At 60.9% G+C, this 16673-nt stretch carries 17 protein-coding genes; 6 read left to right on the forward strand and 11 right to left on the reverse strand.

Going from position 1 to position 16673, the window contains the following annotated elements; genetic code table 11:
- Positions 1-17: 17 nt before the first annotated feature.
- A complete protein-coding gene (locus tag N2601_RS24010; RefSeq protein ID WP_260305147.1) occupies positions 18-908 on the reverse strand; it encodes an N-acetylglucosamine kinase in 891 nt (296 codons plus the stop codon).
- Positions 905-2161: a UDP-N-acetylglucosamine 1-carboxyvinyltransferase gene (gene murA, locus N2601_RS24015; protein WP_260305148.1), complete on the reverse strand. Its 1257-nt coding sequence runs from the start codon at positions 2159-2161 to the stop codon at positions 905-907. Before murA ends, N2601_RS24010 begins: the two co-directional genes overlap by 4 nt.
- Before the next feature lie 237 nt (positions 2162-2398).
- Here murA and N2601_RS24020 point away from each other — a divergent pair, with 237 nt between their 5' ends.
- Positions 2399-3259, forward strand: coding sequence for a MurR/RpiR family transcriptional regulator (locus N2601_RS24020; RefSeq protein ID WP_028750248.1), 861 nt, complete (start codon positions 2399-2401; stop codon positions 3257-3259).
- A 28-nt stretch (positions 3260-3287) separates the two neighbouring features.
- On the opposite strand, the gene N2601_RS24025 is transcribed toward N2601_RS24020, so the two are convergent.
- From N2601_RS24025 to N2601_RS24060, 8 genes are all read right to left on the reverse strand, one after another.
- Positions 3288-3794, reverse strand: a complete 507-nt coding sequence (locus tag N2601_RS24025; protein ID WP_260305149.1) for a GNAT family N-acetyltransferase — start codon at positions 3792-3794, stop codon at positions 3288-3290.
- Positions 3795-3798: 4 nt separating this feature from the next.
- A complete protein-coding gene (locus N2601_RS24030; RefSeq protein WP_260305150.1) occupies positions 3799-4083 on the reverse strand; it encodes a type II toxin-antitoxin system TacA family antitoxin in 285 nt (94 codons plus the stop codon).
- Between the two features lie 72 nt (positions 4084-4155).
- Positions 4156-5418 carry a flavin monoamine oxidase family protein gene (locus N2601_RS24035; protein ID WP_260305151.1) on the reverse strand — a complete coding sequence of 421 codons (1263 nt, stop codon included), beginning with the start codon at positions 5416-5418 and terminating at the stop codon, positions 4156-4158.
- A gap of 119 nt (positions 5419-5537) precedes the next feature.
- Positions 5538-6134: a 2-hydroxychromene-2-carboxylate isomerase gene (locus N2601_RS24040; protein ID WP_260305152.1), complete on the reverse strand. Its 597-nt coding sequence runs from the start codon at positions 6132-6134 to the stop codon at positions 5538-5540.
- 167 nt (positions 6135-6301) lie between these two features.
- The gene (gene nadC / locus N2601_RS24045; RefSeq protein WP_260305153.1) at positions 6302-7159 is read right to left on the reverse strand and encodes a carboxylating nicotinate-nucleotide diphosphorylase; all 858 of its coding nucleotides are present in this window, start codon (positions 7157-7159) and stop codon (positions 6302-6304) included.
- A gap of 1 nt (position 7160) precedes the next feature.
- The gene (locus N2601_RS24050; protein WP_260305154.1) at positions 7161-8705 is read right to left on the reverse strand and encodes an L-aspartate oxidase; all 1545 of its coding nucleotides are present in this window, start codon (positions 8703-8705) and stop codon (positions 7161-7163) included.
- Complete coding sequence (gene nadA / locus N2601_RS24055; protein WP_260305155.1) at positions 8702-9673, reverse strand: quinolinate synthase NadA; 972 nt, start codon at positions 9671-9673, stop codon at positions 8702-8704. The genes N2601_RS24050 and nadA overlap by 4 nt, the downstream gene beginning before the upstream one ends.
- 71 nt (positions 9674-9744) lie before the next feature.
- Positions 9745-10647: an NUDIX hydrolase gene (locus N2601_RS24060; protein ID WP_260305156.1), complete on the reverse strand. Its 903-nt coding sequence runs from the start codon at positions 10645-10647 to the stop codon at positions 9745-9747.
- A gap of 231 nt (positions 10648-10878) precedes the next feature.
- Here N2601_RS24060 and N2601_RS24065 point away from each other — a divergent pair, with 231 nt between their 5' ends.
- Together N2601_RS24065 and N2601_RS24070 are read left to right on the forward strand one after the other, a co-directional pair.
- Entirely contained in the window at positions 10879-12240 is a 1362-nt protein-coding gene (locus tag N2601_RS24065) for an MFS transporter (RefSeq protein WP_260305157.1), read from the forward strand.
- A 12-nt stretch (positions 12241-12252) separates the two neighbouring features.
- Positions 12253-13086, forward strand: coding sequence for an SMP-30/gluconolactonase/LRE family protein (locus N2601_RS24070; protein ID WP_260305158.1), 834 nt, complete (start codon positions 12253-12255; stop codon positions 13084-13086).
- Between the two features lie 18 nt (positions 13087-13104).
- Here the strand turns inward: N2601_RS24070 and N2601_RS24075 are convergent, their stop codons facing one another.
- A complete protein-coding gene (locus N2601_RS24075) occupies positions 13105-13797 on the reverse strand; it encodes a GntR family transcriptional regulator (RefSeq protein ID WP_104826833.1) in 693 nt (230 codons plus the stop codon).
- Positions 13798-13926: 129 nt separating this feature from the next.
- On the opposite strand from N2601_RS24075, the gene N2601_RS24080 reads away from it, so the two are divergent.
- Genes N2601_RS24080 through N2601_RS24090 form a run of 3 tightly spaced genes read left to right on the forward strand, consistent with a single transcriptional unit; the run spans position 13927 to position 16667 of the window.
- Positions 13927-14931, forward strand: coding sequence for an ABC transporter substrate-binding protein (locus N2601_RS24080; RefSeq protein WP_260305159.1), 1005 nt, complete (start codon positions 13927-13929; stop codon positions 14929-14931).
- A 53-nt stretch (positions 14932-14984) separates the two neighbouring features.
- Entirely contained in the window at positions 14985-15800 is an 816-nt protein-coding gene (locus N2601_RS24085; protein ID WP_104826835.1) for an ABC transporter ATP-binding protein, read from the forward strand.
- A gap of 3 nt (positions 15801-15803) precedes the next feature.
- Positions 15804-16667, forward strand: coding sequence for an ABC transporter permease (locus N2601_RS24090; protein WP_104826836.1), 864 nt, complete (start codon positions 15804-15806; stop codon positions 16665-16667).
- Positions 16668-16673 lie beyond the last annotated feature (6 nt).

Genomic DNA, 16673 nt, shown 5'->3' on the forward strand with positions numbered 1-16673 from the left:
CGCGCGGAGCCGTCATTTCAGCGGCCGCAGACCGACTTTCTGGCAAGAATGATGGCGCCCGAAACGGCATCGCCGTCGATGGGTTTGAGGCGGCGGCGGACATCCGGCGCCAGCCACGGCTCAAGCGGGCTGGAAAGGCCGCCGAGCAAGGAGACGCGCGGAGCACCCTTGTCGAAGAGGGTGCGAATCAGCGTGTCGATATGCTCGGCCGCATTTTGGACGATACGCCGCCCGGCGGCATCGCCCTGATCCGCATGGCGCATGACCATCGGCGCCAGAGCGGCGTAGTCCGTGGCGGAGGCGCGGTCCATCCAGGCGACCGCTTCCATGGGATCATTCTGAAATCGCTGCATGATCTCGGCCAACAGTGCCGTCTTCTCGTGGCGGCCATCATTGGCGCGTAGCGCAAGCTGCACAGCTTTTAACCCGAGATCCGCGCCGCTGCCTTCGTCTGAGATCGGAAAGCCGTATCCTCCGACACGCAAGTGGCGACCCTCGACAAAACCCAGGCCGATCGATCCCGTCCCGGCAATGACGATCGCACCGTCGCGGCCCGAATGGGCTCCGAGGCAGGCGCCCTCGCCGTCGCTGACGAAATCGATGCTGGCAAAGGGATGCTTTATGGCTCGTAGCGCCTCTAGCGCGCCCTTGCGCCCGATCCCGGCAAGGCCGAAGCCCGCGTGAATATGCACGATATCAGATGGGCTGAGGCCCGCCTCTTCGATCGCGGCTCCGAAGGCCCTCGCAATGGAGGCCCAGGCTTCGTCAATGCCGAGCCGCGTGGTCGCGGGGCCGGATAGTCCCTGGCCCAATACGGCCCCGGCCGCATCCTCGATCCTTGCGCGACAGCCGGTGCCCCCGCCGTCGATGCCGAGAAAGTAGCGCGCATCGTCTGTTTCGCCGCTCATGACGTCAATCGTTCGATATCAGCGCCGCAAAGGCGGAGTTTGCGATCCAACTGCTCGTAACCGCGATCGAGATGATAGACGCGGTTGACGATGGTTTCACCCTTCGACACCAGCGCCGCCAACACCAGAGAAACGGATGCGCGCAGATCGGTCGCCATGACCTGCGCCCCTCGAAGAGGTGCGCCGCCGCGGACCAGCGCCGTGGTGCCCTGCAGCGTGATGTTGGCGCCGAGACGCATCAATTCCGGCACATGCATGAAGCGGTTTTCGAACACCGTTTCACGGATCAGCGAGGCGCCTTCGGCGCAGCAGGCGAGCGCCATGAACTGCGCCTGCAGGTCTGTCGGAAAGCCAGGATAGGGTTCCGTAGTGATATCGGCGCCCTTGAGCGGGCCATCCCTCGAAACCACCAGGCCGCGATCGCTTGGCCAGACGCTGACGCCCATGGCTTCCAGCACCTGCACGACGGAAGCGAGATTCTCCAGCCGGGCGTGAATCAGTTCAAGCTGGCCGCCGGTGATGGCGGCCGCGACGGCATAGGTGCCGGCCTCGATCCGGTCGGATATGCCATGATGCCGGGCAGGTTGCCAATTCGTGCTGCCCTCTATCAGGATGCGATGCGTACCTGCGCCCTCGATCCGGGCACCCATGGCTGTAAGGCAGGCGGCGAGATCGGCCACTTCCGGCTCGCGCGCCGCGTTCAAGATTTCCGTCTCGCCCTTGGCAGCACATGCCGCCATCATCGCAGTCTCGGTCGCGCCGACGGATGGTGAGCTCAAAACGATACGTGCGCCCTTCAACCCGCCAGGGGCCGATGCGACGATCAGACCGTTCTCGATCGCGATATCAGCACCAAGCGTTGCCAGGGCCTTGATATGCATGTCGACCGGCCGTGCGCCGATGGCGCAGCCACCGGGCAGAGAGACGCGGGCGTGTCCGAAGCGGGCCAGCAGCGGCGCAAGCACCAACACCGTCGCCCGCATGCGCCTCACCGTGTCGTAGGAGGTCTCCTTCGAGACGATGGCGCTGGGATTGATGGTAGTTCCGTGTGCCGTACGGGTCACAACCGCTCCATGGAGGGCAACGACGCCGAGCATGTTCTCGACATCGGTCACGGCGGGTAGGTTCGTCAGTTCCAGCGGATGCGGACTGAGTAGCGCCGCCGCGATCTGCGGCAAGGCGGCGTTCTTGGCGCCGGAAATCGTCACAGCGCCCTGCAACCTGTTTCCGCCTGATATCCGCAACCTATCCATGAGATGAAACCCGTCGAAGAGAGGGGCGAAGGAGCATGCGCCATCCCGTCTGTTTCCGGTTCAAGATTATTCATCCATTCCGCCATGTCAATGCAGAGTGGAATTTTTTATTCCTGGCATTTGTGCTAACGTCAGTGGCTGACGAGCGAAAGCATGGTTGCCCACTCTCGGTCGGATGATATCTTGTGGCACGACTATGTCGGCGTGTGAAACGGCCTCCACGGCCTGAAGGGGCGGATGTCTATCTTAAAGAAAATCAGCGCGAAGCTCGAAGGCATGGCGCCGGCCGATCGCCAGATCGGGCAATTCATCGTCGAAAATCCCGATCAGATGCTGCGGCTCTCCTCCGCCGCCCTTGCCGCCGAGACCGGCCGCAGCCAGTCGAGCGTCGTCAAGTTCAGCCAGAAACTCGGCTATGCCGGTTATCAGGAACTGAAACTCGCCGTCAGCGAGGCCAAGGCGCAGGAATGGCAGGCCCCGGCGGGCATGATCCACGGGACCATCGAAGTCGATGATGGTTATCTGACGATCCTGCAAAAATTGCTCGGCAGCAAGCTGCAGGCCATGCAGCAGACGATCGCCGTCAACAATGAACTCGATATCGGCAAGGCGCTGAAAGCGCTCTACGAAGCCCGCCGCATTCATCTCGCCGGTGTCGGCGCGTCTTCGCTGGTCGCTCGAGACTTTTCCTATAAGCTTATGAAACTCGGCCGAAATGTCCTGCACGACAGCGACAGCCATGTACAGATGGCCAATGCTTCCACACTCGGCCCCGACGACCTGCTATTCGCCCTCTCCTATTCAGGCACCAGCATCGAGACTCTCAGGATCGCCGAACTCGCCAGCCAGCGAAATGCGGTCGTCATCGCCGTGACCGGCCTTCAGGACAATCCACTGGCCCACGTCGCCGATATCCGCCTCTATACCGTCGGCGACGAAGACCGCGTCCGCTCCTCGGCGATTACGGCGCGCGACGCGCAACTGATGCTCACCGACCTGCTGTTCATCCTGCTCGTGCAGAGGCAGCCAGACGCGAACGATTACGTTCACAACAGCGAAGCGGCCGTCTCGGTGCTGAAGGCGAAGCAACTGTCCTAGCAGGGGGCGCTCACCCGTCGGACGCCTATCAAGCACATTCGGCAAGCCAGTGTCTGATATCGTCTATTGAACGCATCAGGATCGAGGGATTATCATGGGCCGGAATAAAACCCCAGCTCTGCCAGAATGTCTCCGCCTCCGTGTCTATAGCACGAACCACCACAGCCCGCCCTGCAACGATATCCGCGCCGGCGACGCAGCGCGCCAGCGCGTCCTTCACCAGAGCCGAGCCGATGCCACGTCCGGCGTAGCGGCGGTCAACGGCGAGCTGACCGATCAATAAGCAGGGGATGGGATCAGGCGGACGGCCCGTGCGAATCTTGCGTGGGGTGGCATTGGGCTCAATGACGGAGGGAGCAAGGCCGTAATAACCAACGACGACATCGTCATCAGCCACGACGAGGACTCGGGTGAATCCGCGTGTCTGATTGGATCGCGCAAAATTTGCCAACCAATCATCCAGCGCAGGTTTCCCGCAGGTAAAACCATCCAACCGGTGATGATCGGATAAAAGGGCGATGCCGGAAAGCGCCATGGTCCTATTGTTCCCACGGCGCCTTGCGCTGCAACCGCTCCCTCACCTTTGCCGGCGGAACTGCCGGTGTTGCGCCGATGACCTGCAGGAAATCATCGAAAGCTCCTGGCGAAAGACGAATGACCGTCTCGTTCAAGATCGCGGTTTGCGCCTCATGAACTGCGGCGCGGCGCATGAACTCCGTACGTGACAGACCGAGCAGTTCCGCGCCGCGGTCAATGATGGCCAGATCGTCATTGCGCAACCGCATCGATACGGGTGTCTCTTTTTTCTGCGCAGGCGTTGCCATCACATGATCCTCAGTTTCAGAAGAAAAATAGGCCAATGTAATGCAAAGTGCAATACAAGAGAGGTGATCGCATCAAGCGGTTCGCTTCAAAACCACAGCGATCGCTTCGGCTGCACCAAATCCGGTTTCGAGGGCGCCGTGTGCCGTTGAAAAGCGTGTCGGCGAGCAGGCTTCGCCGGCAAAGAAGAGCCTGTCGTCAACAGTTTCGCCTAGCACGACACGTTCACCGGAAGCGCCCGGTTCGGCATAGGAATAGGATCCGCCAATATGTGGCTCGCCATGCCAGGCCGACATTGCCGCAGCATCAATCCGACGGCCGAAGGCGCTTCCGAAATGCCGGATCAACTCTTCTCTGGCGAATGCGAGCGCCGCCTGCTCCCCAGAGGCTTCCAGATCCCGCGCCAGTGAACCGCCATAATAGGCCTCGATCAAGGCGGTGCCGAAGGGGCGTATCTGGTAGGAACCCGTTCGGACCTGATCCAGGGAACCCGTCAGTCTGGTATCGATCGGCAGATCGTCTGGTGAGAGCACGCTCAGGAACAGCTTGTTGGCAAGCCCCAGCGGCAATCGACTGGCCGCTTCCCGCTTTCTCGGCAGTGGCGGATCGAATTTGATCTGATCCTTCGCAATCACATTTGTCGCAACCGTGACCAAGACCATGCGTGCACGCAGCGTGCCGCGATCCGTCTGCAAAAGGATGTATTCGGCGCCGCGATGATCGATGGTTTGGACCACAGTCGACAGCATCGTGGGTACCGGCTGCGCGTAGGCCGAAATCAGCGTCCCATACCCCTCACGCACGCGCCAGTCCGGGCCAGGCCCCGGATCATAATGGACATAATCGTGAATGGAGGCCGCCGCGAGCTCGACGCCATTTAGAAACGTGCCGATTGCTTCAACACAGCCATTCCAGCGATTTCCGGGTTCCAGCAGTTCGTCGAGCGATCCGTCTTCGCCGGAATCCCCCCGTTGTTCCGCGCGCGCGAAAAAGGCGCCGATGGCGGATCTCGCTTCCGCCCCTCCGATCGTCCGCCCGCCTTCACTCCAGGGGGCGGGCGTCGTTTCCACCGTCAGCCCGAGCTGGCGGGCAATCTCGGTCCATCCATTCGTCCTTGCGCCGTGGAGCCATCCGCAGCCGAGATCGACCGGCTCATCCCCGAGCGATGACAATCGAAAGGTCCAGGCGCGACCTCCGACCCGGTCCTTCGCCTCGAGAATCAGCACCGAAACGTCGGGGCGGAGGGATTGCAGCCGCCGCGCCGCTGCGACGCCGGCCGCACCGCCGCCAATAATGGCGACATCGATTGTTTGGCCCCCGGACCAAGGATTGCTCAAATGCCTTTACCCTTCCGCTATGCCGGACTGCATTGCACCAATGCAGTCCATGGTACTTCCAAACAGCGTCTAACCCCCAGTCGATTTCTATCTTCAGGGCTATACCAAAGCCGATTTACTTACGGCTTGATGCCGTTGAGATGGCTCTCGAGGAAGTGCAGATTGTCCTGGCCCCAGTAAAGCTCGCCGTCATAGAGGAATGATGGAAAGCCGAAGACGCCATTCTTGATCGCAAACTCACGGTCCGCCGTCCACTTGCCCTGTACGTCCGCATCCTGTTCCCGCTTTGCGAGCGCATCGCCGTCGAAACCTGCGGCGGTGGCGATCGCCTTGCGTACCGCGGGATTGCCGATATCTTCGCCACGACCCCAGAAGGCTTCCTGTAGGGCTTTCGTGAGTTCGAGCCAGGGCTTGCCGTCGAGATAGGCGGCGATGACCATGAAGGCGGCAGGCGCCGGGTCAGCGAGCGGCGGGCGATTTTCCAGAAGCAGTTTCTTGCCGCGAAGGCCGGCCCAACGCTTGAGATCCCGCTGCCAATATTGCCGGCGAGGCTCCGGCCGATTGCGCGAGAAAATGCCGCCGTTCTCCTCGAGGACGATGGTGAGATAAGGCCGGATTTCCGCGCCCGTCTTTTCGGCGAGATCGAGAAACGGCTCCAGGCCGATATAGGACCAGGGCGAGCCGATGGAAAAAACGTAATCTATGATCTTGGTCACTGTTTGCCGCATCCCATGCATGATGATGAAAACTCGCGGAGTTTGATCAGCAAGGCGGCGGGTGCGCAAGCGCCAAGCGAATGCCACGGGGGAATTTCCATAGCGATATCGTTACCTGACTACCGCCGATTCCGTCGCTGCTTGCTATGCCAATATCGAGCTCAGCGTTATGCAACCGCTTTCCAATCGAGCCCGATATCGAGCGTCGGCGCGCTATGCGTCACCCAGCCCACCGAGATCAGATCGACGCCCGAAGCCGCAATTGTCGCGGCAGTTGAGGGCGTGACACGGCCCGAGGCCTCGGTGATTGCGCGCCCGGCAACGATGCCTACCGCTTCGCGCAATTGATCGGGCGTCATATTGTCGAGCAGCACGGCGTCGACGCCTTCTGCCATGGCTTCACGAAGCTGGTCGAGCGTGTCCACTTCAACCTCGATCTTGGCCATGTGACCGACCCCGGCTTTTGCCCGGCGGATAGCCTCTGTGACGCCGCCTGCAACCGCGACATGATTGTCCTTGATCAGCACGGCATCATGGAGCGCAAAACGATGGTTCCTACCGCCGCCGGCCCGGACTGCATATTTCTCCAGCGCCCGCAGTCCCGGCGTCGTCTTGCGGGTGCAGACGATCGAGGCTTTCGTGCCGCTGATCGCCTCGACGATACCGGCTGTTACGGTCGCGATACCCGAGAGATGGCCGAGGAAATTCAGTGCGGTCCGCTCCGCCGTCAGCAGGCCGCGAGACGGGCCTTCGATCGTTGCGATCATATCGCCGGCAGCCACCTTTGCGCCGTCGTGCAGATGACGGGTCATGACGATCCGCGGATCAACGAGCTGGAAGGCGAGTTCCGAGGCATCCAGCCCGGCGACCACGCCCGGCTGGCGCGCCACCATGGCAACGGTGGAACGGTGATCCTCCGGGATGACGGCGGCAGACGTGATATCGCCGGCAAGGCCGAGATCTTCCAGCAGAGCATTGCGCACCAGCGGCTCGATGATGAGGCGCGGCAGGGGAACGAGAGTCATGTCAGGCGCTCCTGGCGAAAGTATAGGGAATGACGGAACGGGCGATATCCAATGCATCCGGCAGTCGCATTGTCCGCCGCTGAGTATGCTTCAGTTTCAACGGAAAATCCGTGCGGGCATGGGCGCCGCGCGATTCCGTTCTGAGACTTGCAAAGACGGCGATCAGCAGCGCCACCACGGCAGGATCGGCGGCCGCACCTTCGCTTTCGGCCAGCGGCAACAGCGCAGCGATCGCTCCGTGAATGGCGCCGGCGTTGCGAAGCACGCCGAGATGACGCGAGGCGATCGGCCGGACAAGCGAAGGATCCGGAACTATCGGACGTGCGTGGACCGACGGCATATTCGCAGAGGTCGCAGCAGTGCTTCCCATGTCCCGTGCGGCACGCATGCCCATGACGGCGGCCTCCAGCAACGAGTTGCTAGCGAGCCGGTTGGCGCCGTGAAGGCCGGTTGACGCCGCCTCCCCTGCCACCCAGAGGCCGGAGACGGAACTGCGGCCGTTTACATCCGTGGCGACCCCGCCCATGTGATAATGGACGGCGGGACGGACCGGGATGAGCTGGCTCGCCGGATCAATGCCTGCCTCCCGGCAGAGCGCATCGATCACGGGGAAGCGAGCGGTAAAGCGATTGCCGAGCGCTTCACGCGCATCGAGAAAGACGCGGCCACCGCGGGCGATTTCCGCGCTGATCGCCCGCGCGACGATATCGCGTGAGGCCAGTTCCGCGCCGGGAACCTCCGCCATGAAACGCTCGCCTCTCTCATTGACGAGCAAGGCGCCTTCGCCGCGCACAGCCTCGCTAACCAGCGCCAACGGCCGCCGACGCGAATTGAGGGCTGTTGGGTGGAATTGCACGAACTCCATATCCGCAAGAAATGCTCCCGCTCTCGCGGCCAGTGCGATTCCCTGGCCGAAATTGCCGACGGGATTGGTCGTCGCATCGAAGAGACCGCCAATGCCACCGGTCGCGAGGAGAATACGGGACGTCGGCAGAGCGGCCATTCCCTTTGGTGTCGCGCATAGGAGGCCGCTGATCCGCTCGCCATCCAGGAGGAGCAGCCGCCGCGCCTCATATCCCTCAAGCACCGTAATGGACGGCGTGTTGGCGACGGCATGCACCAGCGCCCGAACAATCGCCGCGCCGGAGCCATCACCTTCGGCGTGAACAATGCGGCGACGCGAATGGGCGGCTTCGAGGCCGAGCGACAAGGCTCCCGCACCATTTCGGTCAAAGCGGACGCCTGCCCGCTCCAGAGCGGCGATTGCCGCGGGCGCTTCGGCAATGATGCTTGCGGCCACTACGGGATCGCAGAGCCCATCGCCAGCGGCAAGCGTATCGGCGACATGCAACTCTGCACTGTCATCCGCTCCCATGCTCGCGGCAATACCACCCTGCGCCCAGGCGCTCGACGTCTCGGCGCCGAGTGCTGCGCGTGTGATGATGACGGTCGGCTGCGGCGCCAGCGTCAATGCCGCCATCAGGCCGGCGAGACCGCTGCCGACGATGACGACGCGGTCTGCAAGCTCGTGAAGAACCTCGGTCATATCGCCAGCATCCTTTCCACCGCGCGGCGTGCTGCGACCGCAATTGCGGGGTCGACAGTCACTTCATGCTGGTTTTCCTCGAGTGCCCTGCGGATATTGCCGAGTGTGATGCGCTTCATGTGCGGGCAGAGATTGCAGGGCCGGACAAACTCGACATCCGGATGATGGACGGCAACATTGTCGCTCATCGAGCATTCGGTCAGCAGCACGACGCGCGCCGGGCGCTTCTTGCCGACATAATCGGACATGACGGCGGTAGAGCCGGCGAAATCCGCTTCCCTGACAACGTCAGGCGGACATTCCGGATGGGCGAGCACCGTCACGCCGGGATAATTTTCGCGAAGCTGGCGCACATCGTCGGCGGTGAAAAGTTCATGCACCTCGCAATGCCCATGCCAGACGATAATCTCGACATTGGTCTCGCGGGCGACGTTCTGCGCCAGATATTCATCGGGGATCATCAGCACCTTGGGAACGCCGAGCGATTCCACCACTTGTTTGGCATTGCCCGACGTGCAGCAGATATCGGATGCCGCCTTCACCGCAGCGGACGTGTTGACATAGGTGACGATGGGAACCCCAGGATGGGCTTGGCGCAAAAGTGCGATGTCATCCGGCGTGATCGATTCCGCCAGCGAGCAACCGGCCGCCATATCGGGGATCAGCACGGTCTTTTCCGGATTGAGCAGTTTGGCGGTCTCGGCCATGAAATGCACACCGGCGAGCACGATGATGTCGGCGTCTACGTCGATCGCCTTGCGAGCGAGCGCCAGGCTGTCGCCGACGATATCGGCGACACCGTGGAAGATTTCCGGCGTCTGGTAGTTGTGCGCGAGGATGACGGCGTTGCGGCGGCGTTTCAACTCGAGGATCGCCTCGACATCATCCTGAAACATCATCCATTCGGCCTTGGGAATGACGCGGCTGACACGATCGTAGAGGGAGGATACGGATACGGGTTGGTTCATGACCGGCTCTCCTAATTATACTCATTTTGAGTATATTATGCGCAAATAGATATTCTCGTTATGAGCATATGTCAATTGCGGGAGAGCGGTAATTTCGTTCCGGCGAGTTCGCGTTCTTCGAGGATGGCGCGGCGGAAACGGAAGAGCTTGGCGGGCCGCCCCCCTGTCTCGCTTTCGGTTGCGCCCGTTTCCTCCACCAACTCCTGCTGCTCGATCAGCCGGCGGAAGTTTTGCTTGTGCAGCATCAGGCCCGCCAGAGCCTCAACGGTACGCTGCAGTTGAAGGAGCGTAAAACTCTCCGGCATCAGTTCGAAAACGACGGGGCGATATTTGATCTTCGCGCGCAGCCGCGCCATGCCGGTCGCGAGAATCCGCCGGTGATCGGCAAACATCGGCCGGCCGGCATTGCCATGCTGAGCGCAGCCCGCCTCCAAGACAAGCCGAGCCTCATAAAGAAGCTCATAGCGTTGCAGAACAAGGTCTTCATTCCAGGTGGCATCGTTCAAACCAAAAGCGAAATCGGCGCGACGCCGACGTTGATCGCGCTTCGCCGAATCGTCTGAGACCCAGCCATTTAGCCGCTCGACAATATCATCCATGACGGCTGGCCGGCCGTTGCGATGGTCTTCCCAAGGGAAATATTCGTACCAACCATGCCATCCCGGCCGGCCACCGCCAGGCGCCGCCTGCTCCCTCACGAGGCCGAGATAGCTGATCGAAATCGTCCGGCCGCCCAGGATCTCGTTGTTCCTGTCTCGGTCGGCAAATGTGTAAAGCTGCTCGAGATAGCCGACCGGATGCGCCGTCTGCTCCCGCACCCATTCGCGAAGACCGCTCTGCAACGTCCGGTGCCCAAGCTCGAACGGTCCCGACGGCAAAGCATCGCCGGAGCGCACCGTCATAACCCGGGGATCGTTGCCGGTGACGGCTGTGAGAACCGCGATCAATTCGGCGTGAGCAAGTCCGATGGTCAAGGAGATTCCCTATCTTGTTCGAGCTCTGCTTTTCTCGCACGAAGCGTTACCGAAGCCAATGCAGCCGTTCGGCCACTCAACAATTCCCGACAATATAAACGCGTGCAAACTCCTACACGCGAGCACTTGCAGCCAGCCAAACATATTGTAAGCGTCCTATTGATATATTGATACATTAGTGCTTTAGTCTTGCGCGTGTGGGGCCGGCCCTGCCGGATTTGGGAGGATATTATGAGCAATATCGGACTGGAGGAGCAGGCAAACTCCGCCATGATGCGAAGGGTGGCGATTGCTTCCTGCATCGGCACCACCGTCGAGTGGTATGATTTTTTCATTTATGCCACCGCTTCGGCGCTGGTTTTCAATAAGCTGTTTTTTCCGAGTTTCGATCCGCTCGTCGGCTCGCTGGTTGCGCTCGGTACCTATGCCGCCGGATTCTTCGTGCGGCCGATCGGCGGGTTACTGTTCGGCTATCTCGGCGACCGATACGGCCGCAAGAGCGCGCTAGTCACCACGCTTTTGATCGTCGGCATCGCCACCTTCGTCATCGGCCTCATGCCGACTTATGAAAGCATCGGCATTGCCGCTCCGCTGATCCTGCTGTTCATCCGCATGCTGCACGGTTTCGGCATCGGCGGCGAACAGGGTAATGCGATCCTCATCATGTGCGAGCATGCGCCCGCCAAAAGGCGCGGCTATTTCGGCTCATGGGTACAGACGGGTGCGCCCGCCGGCTTCATCCTGCCGCTCGGCATCTTCGCAGCGTTAACGGCCACGCTGTCGGAAGAGGCTTTCATGAGCTGGGGCTGGCGTATTCCCTTTCTGCTCAGCCTCGTGCTGGTGGCTGTCGGCATGTATATCCGCTTGCAATTGACGGAATCGCCGCTGTTCCTGGAAATGCGCAGGCGCCGCGCCGAGGACCCGCATCCACTTGTCGAGATCGTCAGAAAATATCCGCGCTATCTGGCGCTTGGCTGCGGCACCAAGTTTGCCGAAAGCGTTGCCTTCACCAGCTTTGCGGTGCTGATCACCGCCTATGCGACGAGCCGCGGCGTGTCGCGGCCGGTAATGACGACGGCATCGCTTATCGCCATCGTGCTGGAGCTGGTCTGCATGCCGTTTTGGGGCGCGCTTTCCGATCGCATCGGCCGCAAGCCGGTCTATATCCTTGGCGCGTCGACCGTGCTGCTGGCGAGCTTTCCGACCTTCGCGCTGGTCTATTATCGCGTCGACAGCTACATCTGGGTCGGCTTGACGTCGGCGCTGGCCATCGGCCATAGCGCCATGTACGGGCCGCAGGCCGCCTATTTTGCCGAATTCTTTCCGACCCGGGTCCGCGCCAGCGGCGTCTCCTTCATCCAGCAGATCGGCGCGCTGATCGGCTCCGTCGGGACGCTAGCCGCCGGCTGGCTTCTGGCGCTTTTGAATGGTGCGCCCTGGGCGCTCGCAGGCTTCGTCGCTCTCGGCTGTGCGATCACCATCGCCTGCACGGCGGCGCTGCCGGAAACGGCGCCGCGCCTCGGGCGATGGAAGGATCTGGTCGACAGCTTGACGTCTGGCGATAATATGGAAACCCGCCGACAGCGCGCATAAGCAAGAGACAAAATGATATCAGCCTTCGAAGTATTCTCCGACCGCTGGAGTTTTCTCGGCGAAAGCCCGGTCCTGTCGGATGACGGCAACTGTCTCTGGTGGGTCGATACCGAGGGCTGCCGGCTGCTGCGGACCGACGTAGCGTCCGGCAGAACCGAGGTCTGGGATGCGCCGGAGGCTGTCGGCTGCATCGCCCTGCGGCCGGATGGAACGCTGCTGGCAGGCCTCGCCAGCGGCATTTTTCTCTTCGATCCGGCAAAGGGCGGTTTCGACCTCGCCTGCTCGCCGGAAAGCCGTAGGGATGTTCGCTTCAACGATGGCGCCCTCGATCCGGCGGGCCGCTTCTGGGCGGGCACGATGCAATTCACCCTGACCGAACCTGCGGGCGCCATTTTCTGCGTCGAAGCCGATCTTAGTCATCGCCGCGTCTTCGATGGCATATGGACGCCCAATGGGCTTGCCTTCGATCCGGTCCGTAGCCGCATGTATTTCTCGGATTCTCATCCGACAGTGCAAACGATCTGGGTCTGCGATTATGATGTCGCCACGGGAACGCCGAGCAATCGCCGCGTCTTTGCGACGACGCATGATTTCGCCGGTCGGCCCGACGGGGCGTTTATCGATGAGGACGGCATCTATTGGATTGCCGGCGTCGAGGGATCGCAGCTCCTCCGCTTCGCACCATCGGGCGAAGCGCTGGAACCGATCGCCTTTCCCGTGACGCATCCAACCAAGATCATCATGGACAGAGCCAATCCGCGCTCCGTTTTTGTCACGACCAGACGGACCGTTCCCGAGGAGGATACGCACGCCTCGGGGCATGTGCTGCGCGCAATTTTGCGATGATCGTTATAGGACAAGCGCTTATCGGCTGACGTAATCCGGATATTTCTCGCAAATGAGATCGATGATCGACAGCGTGCCGGAAAGATGCTTGCGAAGCGCTGCCACTGCCTGTTCCACATCCCCCGACTGGATGGCATCGACAATGGCATGATGATCGGCAATGACCTGCTGCTGTTTGCCCGGCATCGGCAGGTTCAGCATGCGAAGCCGGTCGAGATGAACGCTCTGGCGCCGCACGGTTGCCCACAGTCCCAGGATGTCGACCCTTTCGAAGAGGACACGGTGGAAATCCTTGTCGAGGGCATCGAAGAGATCGTAGGTCTCGGGTGACGCCACATGCTCTTGCCGCACCAAAACATGCCGCAACGCCGCCGCCGTTTCCTCCGGCGATTCGGCTGTCAGCCGCCGGACGGCTTCCAGCTCGATCGACAATCTCAGGAAGTGCGCTTCGACGGCGTTGCCGATATCGATTCTCGCGACAACGGTGGCGTATTGCGGGTAAACCTCGACCAGCCCCTCCTCCTCCAGCCTGATCAAAGCATCGCGAACCGGCGTCTGGCTGACGTTGAATTCGCTCTGAAGCGAGATGCGCGACAGGACGGTGGTCGGCGGCAAACTCATTGAAAGAATACGCGATCGCAGGATTTCCAGGATCTGCGGCGCCACTTGGCGGGAGCGATCCAAGGCGAATTCTTTCGGGTTTACTTTCACTGGCTACCTTCCTGATCGAGAACGTAAGTTCATAAAGCACAATTTAGGGCTTGATGCACTGATACATTAGTGCTTTAGTCAATTTATGTAAACGCGATTTCACGGGTTTGCGTCATTTGGGAGGACATAATGAGAGGATTTCTTCGCGGCATGACCGCGGTTGCCGTAATGCTGGCCGGCACGTTTTCCGCTAGCGCTGCCGAAAAGACCGATATTTCGATCACACGCCAGCCAGGCATTCTTTATCTCGTCAGCCACGTCATGGAGACGCAGAAGTTGATCGAGAAACGCGCCGAAGCTGACGGCCTGCCGGGCGTCAAGGTCGAATGGCGTACTTTTAGCGGCGGCGGCGCGCAAACGGACGCGCTTCTTGCCGGCAGCGTCGACATCGTCAATACCGGCACCGGCAATCTGCTGCTGCTCTGGGATCGCACGAGAGGCAAGGTCAAGGGCATCGTCACCAACTCCGCGCAGCCGGTCATCATGGTCTCGCGCGATCCGCGCATCAAATCGCTGAAGGACATCCAGCCGGGCGATAAGATCGCCGTGCCGACGGTCGGCGTCTCGACGCAGGCGATCCTGCTGCAGATGGCCGCCGCTCAGATGTATGGCGACGATCAGGTACACAAGTTCGATGCCAATACGGTGCAGCTTGGCCATCCCGACGCCATGGCGGCGCTTGCAAACCAGAACCATGAAGTGAAAAGCCATTTCTCGGCCCCTCCCTTCCAATATCTGGAACTGAAGCAGCCGGGCGTTCATCAAGTCGTCGATTCCCGCGACATCATCGGTGGCGAGCTGACGCAAGGCACCTTCTTCACGACGACGCAATTCGCTGATGCCAACCCCACGATCATCAAGGCCATACGCGAAGCGACGGCCGACGCCATCGGTGTGATCAAAAAGGACCCGAAGACAGCAGTCGAGGCCTACAAGACGGTCAGCGGCGACAAGACCAGTGTCGACGACCTCCTGACGATCCTGAACCAGCCGCACATGATGGAATTCCGCATGGATCCGCAGGGAACCATGAAATTTGCGGCGCATCTCCACAAGATCGGGACCTTGAAGACGATGCCCAAGGCCTGGACCGACTACTATCTGCCGGAAGCGGCGGATCTGAATGGCAATTGAAGCCTGATGGCGGCGCCAATGCCGCCCTCAGCTATTTCTCATGGAGGAGCCTTATGCTTCAGGCAAAAATTGCAGCCGATGCCGTGCCGGCTGAAATGGCCAAGGCCAAACCACTCTTGAACGTCGACAAGGTGACGCTTCGCTACAAGACGCCGAACCTTTTGATCACCGCCACCGAAGAGGTCAGCTTTTCGGTAGCGCAATCCGATCGTTTCGTACTCCTCGGACCATCCGGTTGCGGAAAATCGACCTTGCTGAAGGCGATCGGCGGCTATCTGACGCCGGCGGCAGGCCGCATCGAAATCAAGGGGCAACCCGTCAAGAAGCCCGGCGCGGACCGGATGATGGTCTTTCAGGAGTTCGACCAGCTCCTGCCCTGGAAGACCGTCCTGGAAAACGTCATGTTTCCGCTGACGACCGCCCGGCGCCTGCCTCGTGCGCAAGCCGAAGCCATCGCCCGCGACTATATCGATAAGGTCAAGCTCACCCGGGCTGTCGATACCTATCCGCATATGCTTTCGGGCGGCATGAAACAGCGTGTGGCGATCGCTCGCGGCATGGCTATGCAACCCGATATCCTGCTGATGGACGAACCCTTTGCCGCACTCGACGCGCTGACCCGCCGGCAGATGCAGGACGAGCTTCTACAGCTTTGGGAGGATACGCGTTTCACCGTCATCTTCGTCACGCATTCGATCGCCGAGGCAATCAAGATCTCGAACCGCATCCTGCTGCTTTCCCCGCATCCCGGCCGCGTCAAGGCCGAGGTTCGCAATGTCGAATCCGTCCGTCACGACACCGCCGCAGCCGCGGAACTGGAACACGAAATCCATCACATGCTGTTTGCCGAAGCCGGACATAGGGAATAGGCCATGAACGCACCGCAGATCATCCTCGCGCCTGAGAGGACCGAACCCGCAGGCCACATCGCCTCTGTCGAGCAGAAACTCGGCGCCATCGAACTTCTTTGGCAGTCGAGCCTCTTCCGCAAATCGTTGCTGATAGTCGTCCTGGCCATCATCTGGGAGAGCTATGCGCGGCATCTCGACAATCCGCTGCTTTTCCCGACACTCAGCGACACGCTGACGGCGCTCTACGATCGTTTTGCAGACGGCGTTCTGCCCGAGCGCATCTGGACGACGCTGAAGGTGCTGGTGACCGGCTACGTGACGGGGACGGTCCTCGCCGCTATTTTGACCGTTGTCGCAATCAACACCCGTATCGGCACCGATTTTCTCGAAACAATGACGGCGATGTTCAACCCGCTGCCGGCGATCTCGCTGCTGCCGCTCGCCCTCATTTGGTTCGGTCTCGGCCCCGCGAGCCTGGTCTTTGTGCTCGTGCATTCCGTGCTCTGGGCGGTTGCACTCAACACCCATGCCGGCTTTCTCGGCGTTTCGCGCACGCTGCGCATGGTGGGGGCCAACTACGGGCTGACCGGACTTTCCTATGTCTTCCGCATTCTGATCCCTGCCGCCTTCCCATCAATCCTCACGGGGTTGAAGATCGGCTGGGCCTTCTCCTGGCGCACCTTGATCGCCGCCGAACTCGTCTTCGGCGTTTCCTCCGGTCAAGGCGGGCTTGGATGGTTCATTTTCGAAAACCGCAACCTCCTCGATATACCCTCGGTCTTTGCCGGCCTGCTGACGGTCATCGTCATCGGCCTTATCGTCGAGAACCTGGTCTTCCAGACGATCGAGCGCCGAACCTTACAGAAATGGGGCATGAAGGAATGACGCCCG

Origin of the sequence: Rhizobium sp. CB3060, assembly GCF_025200735.1 — a bacterium.
GTDB lineage: Bacteria > Pseudomonadota > Alphaproteobacteria > Rhizobiales > Rhizobiaceae > Rhizobium.

What these genes read in the sequence shown, in the direction of transcription:
- N2601_RS24090 (WP_104826836.1), top strand. Translation starts at nt 15,804, where the DNA reads ATGAACGCACCGCAGATCATCCTCGCGCCTGAGAGGACCGAACCCGCA.
- N2601_RS24020 (WP_028750248.1), top strand. Translation starts at nt 2,399, where the DNA reads ATGTCTATCTTAAAGAAAATCAGCGCGAAGCTCGAAGGCATGGCGCCG.
- N2601_RS24025 (WP_260305149.1), bottom strand. Translation starts at nt 3,794, where the DNA reads ATGGCGCTTTCCGGCATCGCCCTTTTATCCGATCATCACCGGTTGGAT.
- N2601_RS24085 (WP_104826835.1), top strand. Translation starts at nt 14,985, where the DNA reads ATGCTTCAGGCAAAAATTGCAGCCGATGCCGTGCCGGCTGAAATGGCC.
- N2601_RS24080 (WP_260305159.1), top strand. Translation starts at nt 13,927, where the DNA reads ATGAGAGGATTTCTTCGCGGCATGACCGCGGTTGCCGTAATGCTGGCC.
- N2601_RS24050 (WP_260305154.1), bottom strand. Translation starts at nt 8,705, where the DNA reads ATGACCGAGGTTCTTCACGAGCTTGCAGACCGCGTCGTCATCGTCGGC.
- murA (WP_260305148.1), bottom strand. Translation starts at nt 2,161, where the DNA reads ATGGATAGGTTGCGGATATCAGGCGGAAACAGGTTGCAGGGCGCTGTG.
- N2601_RS24010 (WP_260305147.1), bottom strand. Translation starts at nt 908, where the DNA reads ATGAGCGGCGAAACAGACGATGCGCGCTACTTTCTCGGCATCGACGGC.
- nadA (WP_260305155.1), bottom strand. Translation starts at nt 9,673, where the DNA reads ATGAACCAACCCGTATCCGTATCCTCCCTCTACGATCGTGTCAGCCGC.
- N2601_RS24065 (WP_260305157.1), top strand. Translation starts at nt 10,879, where the DNA reads ATGAGCAATATCGGACTGGAGGAGCAGGCAAACTCCGCCATGATGCGA.
- N2601_RS24070 (WP_260305158.1), top strand. Translation starts at nt 12,253, where the DNA reads ATGATATCAGCCTTCGAAGTATTCTCCGACCGCTGGAGTTTTCTCGGC.
- nadC (WP_260305153.1), bottom strand. Translation starts at nt 7,159, where the DNA reads ATGACTCTCGTTCCCCTGCCGCGCCTCATCATCGAGCCGCTGGTGCGC.
- N2601_RS24030 (WP_260305150.1), bottom strand. Translation starts at nt 4,083, where the DNA reads ATGGCAACGCCTGCGCAGAAAAAAGAGACACCCGTATCGATGCGGTTG.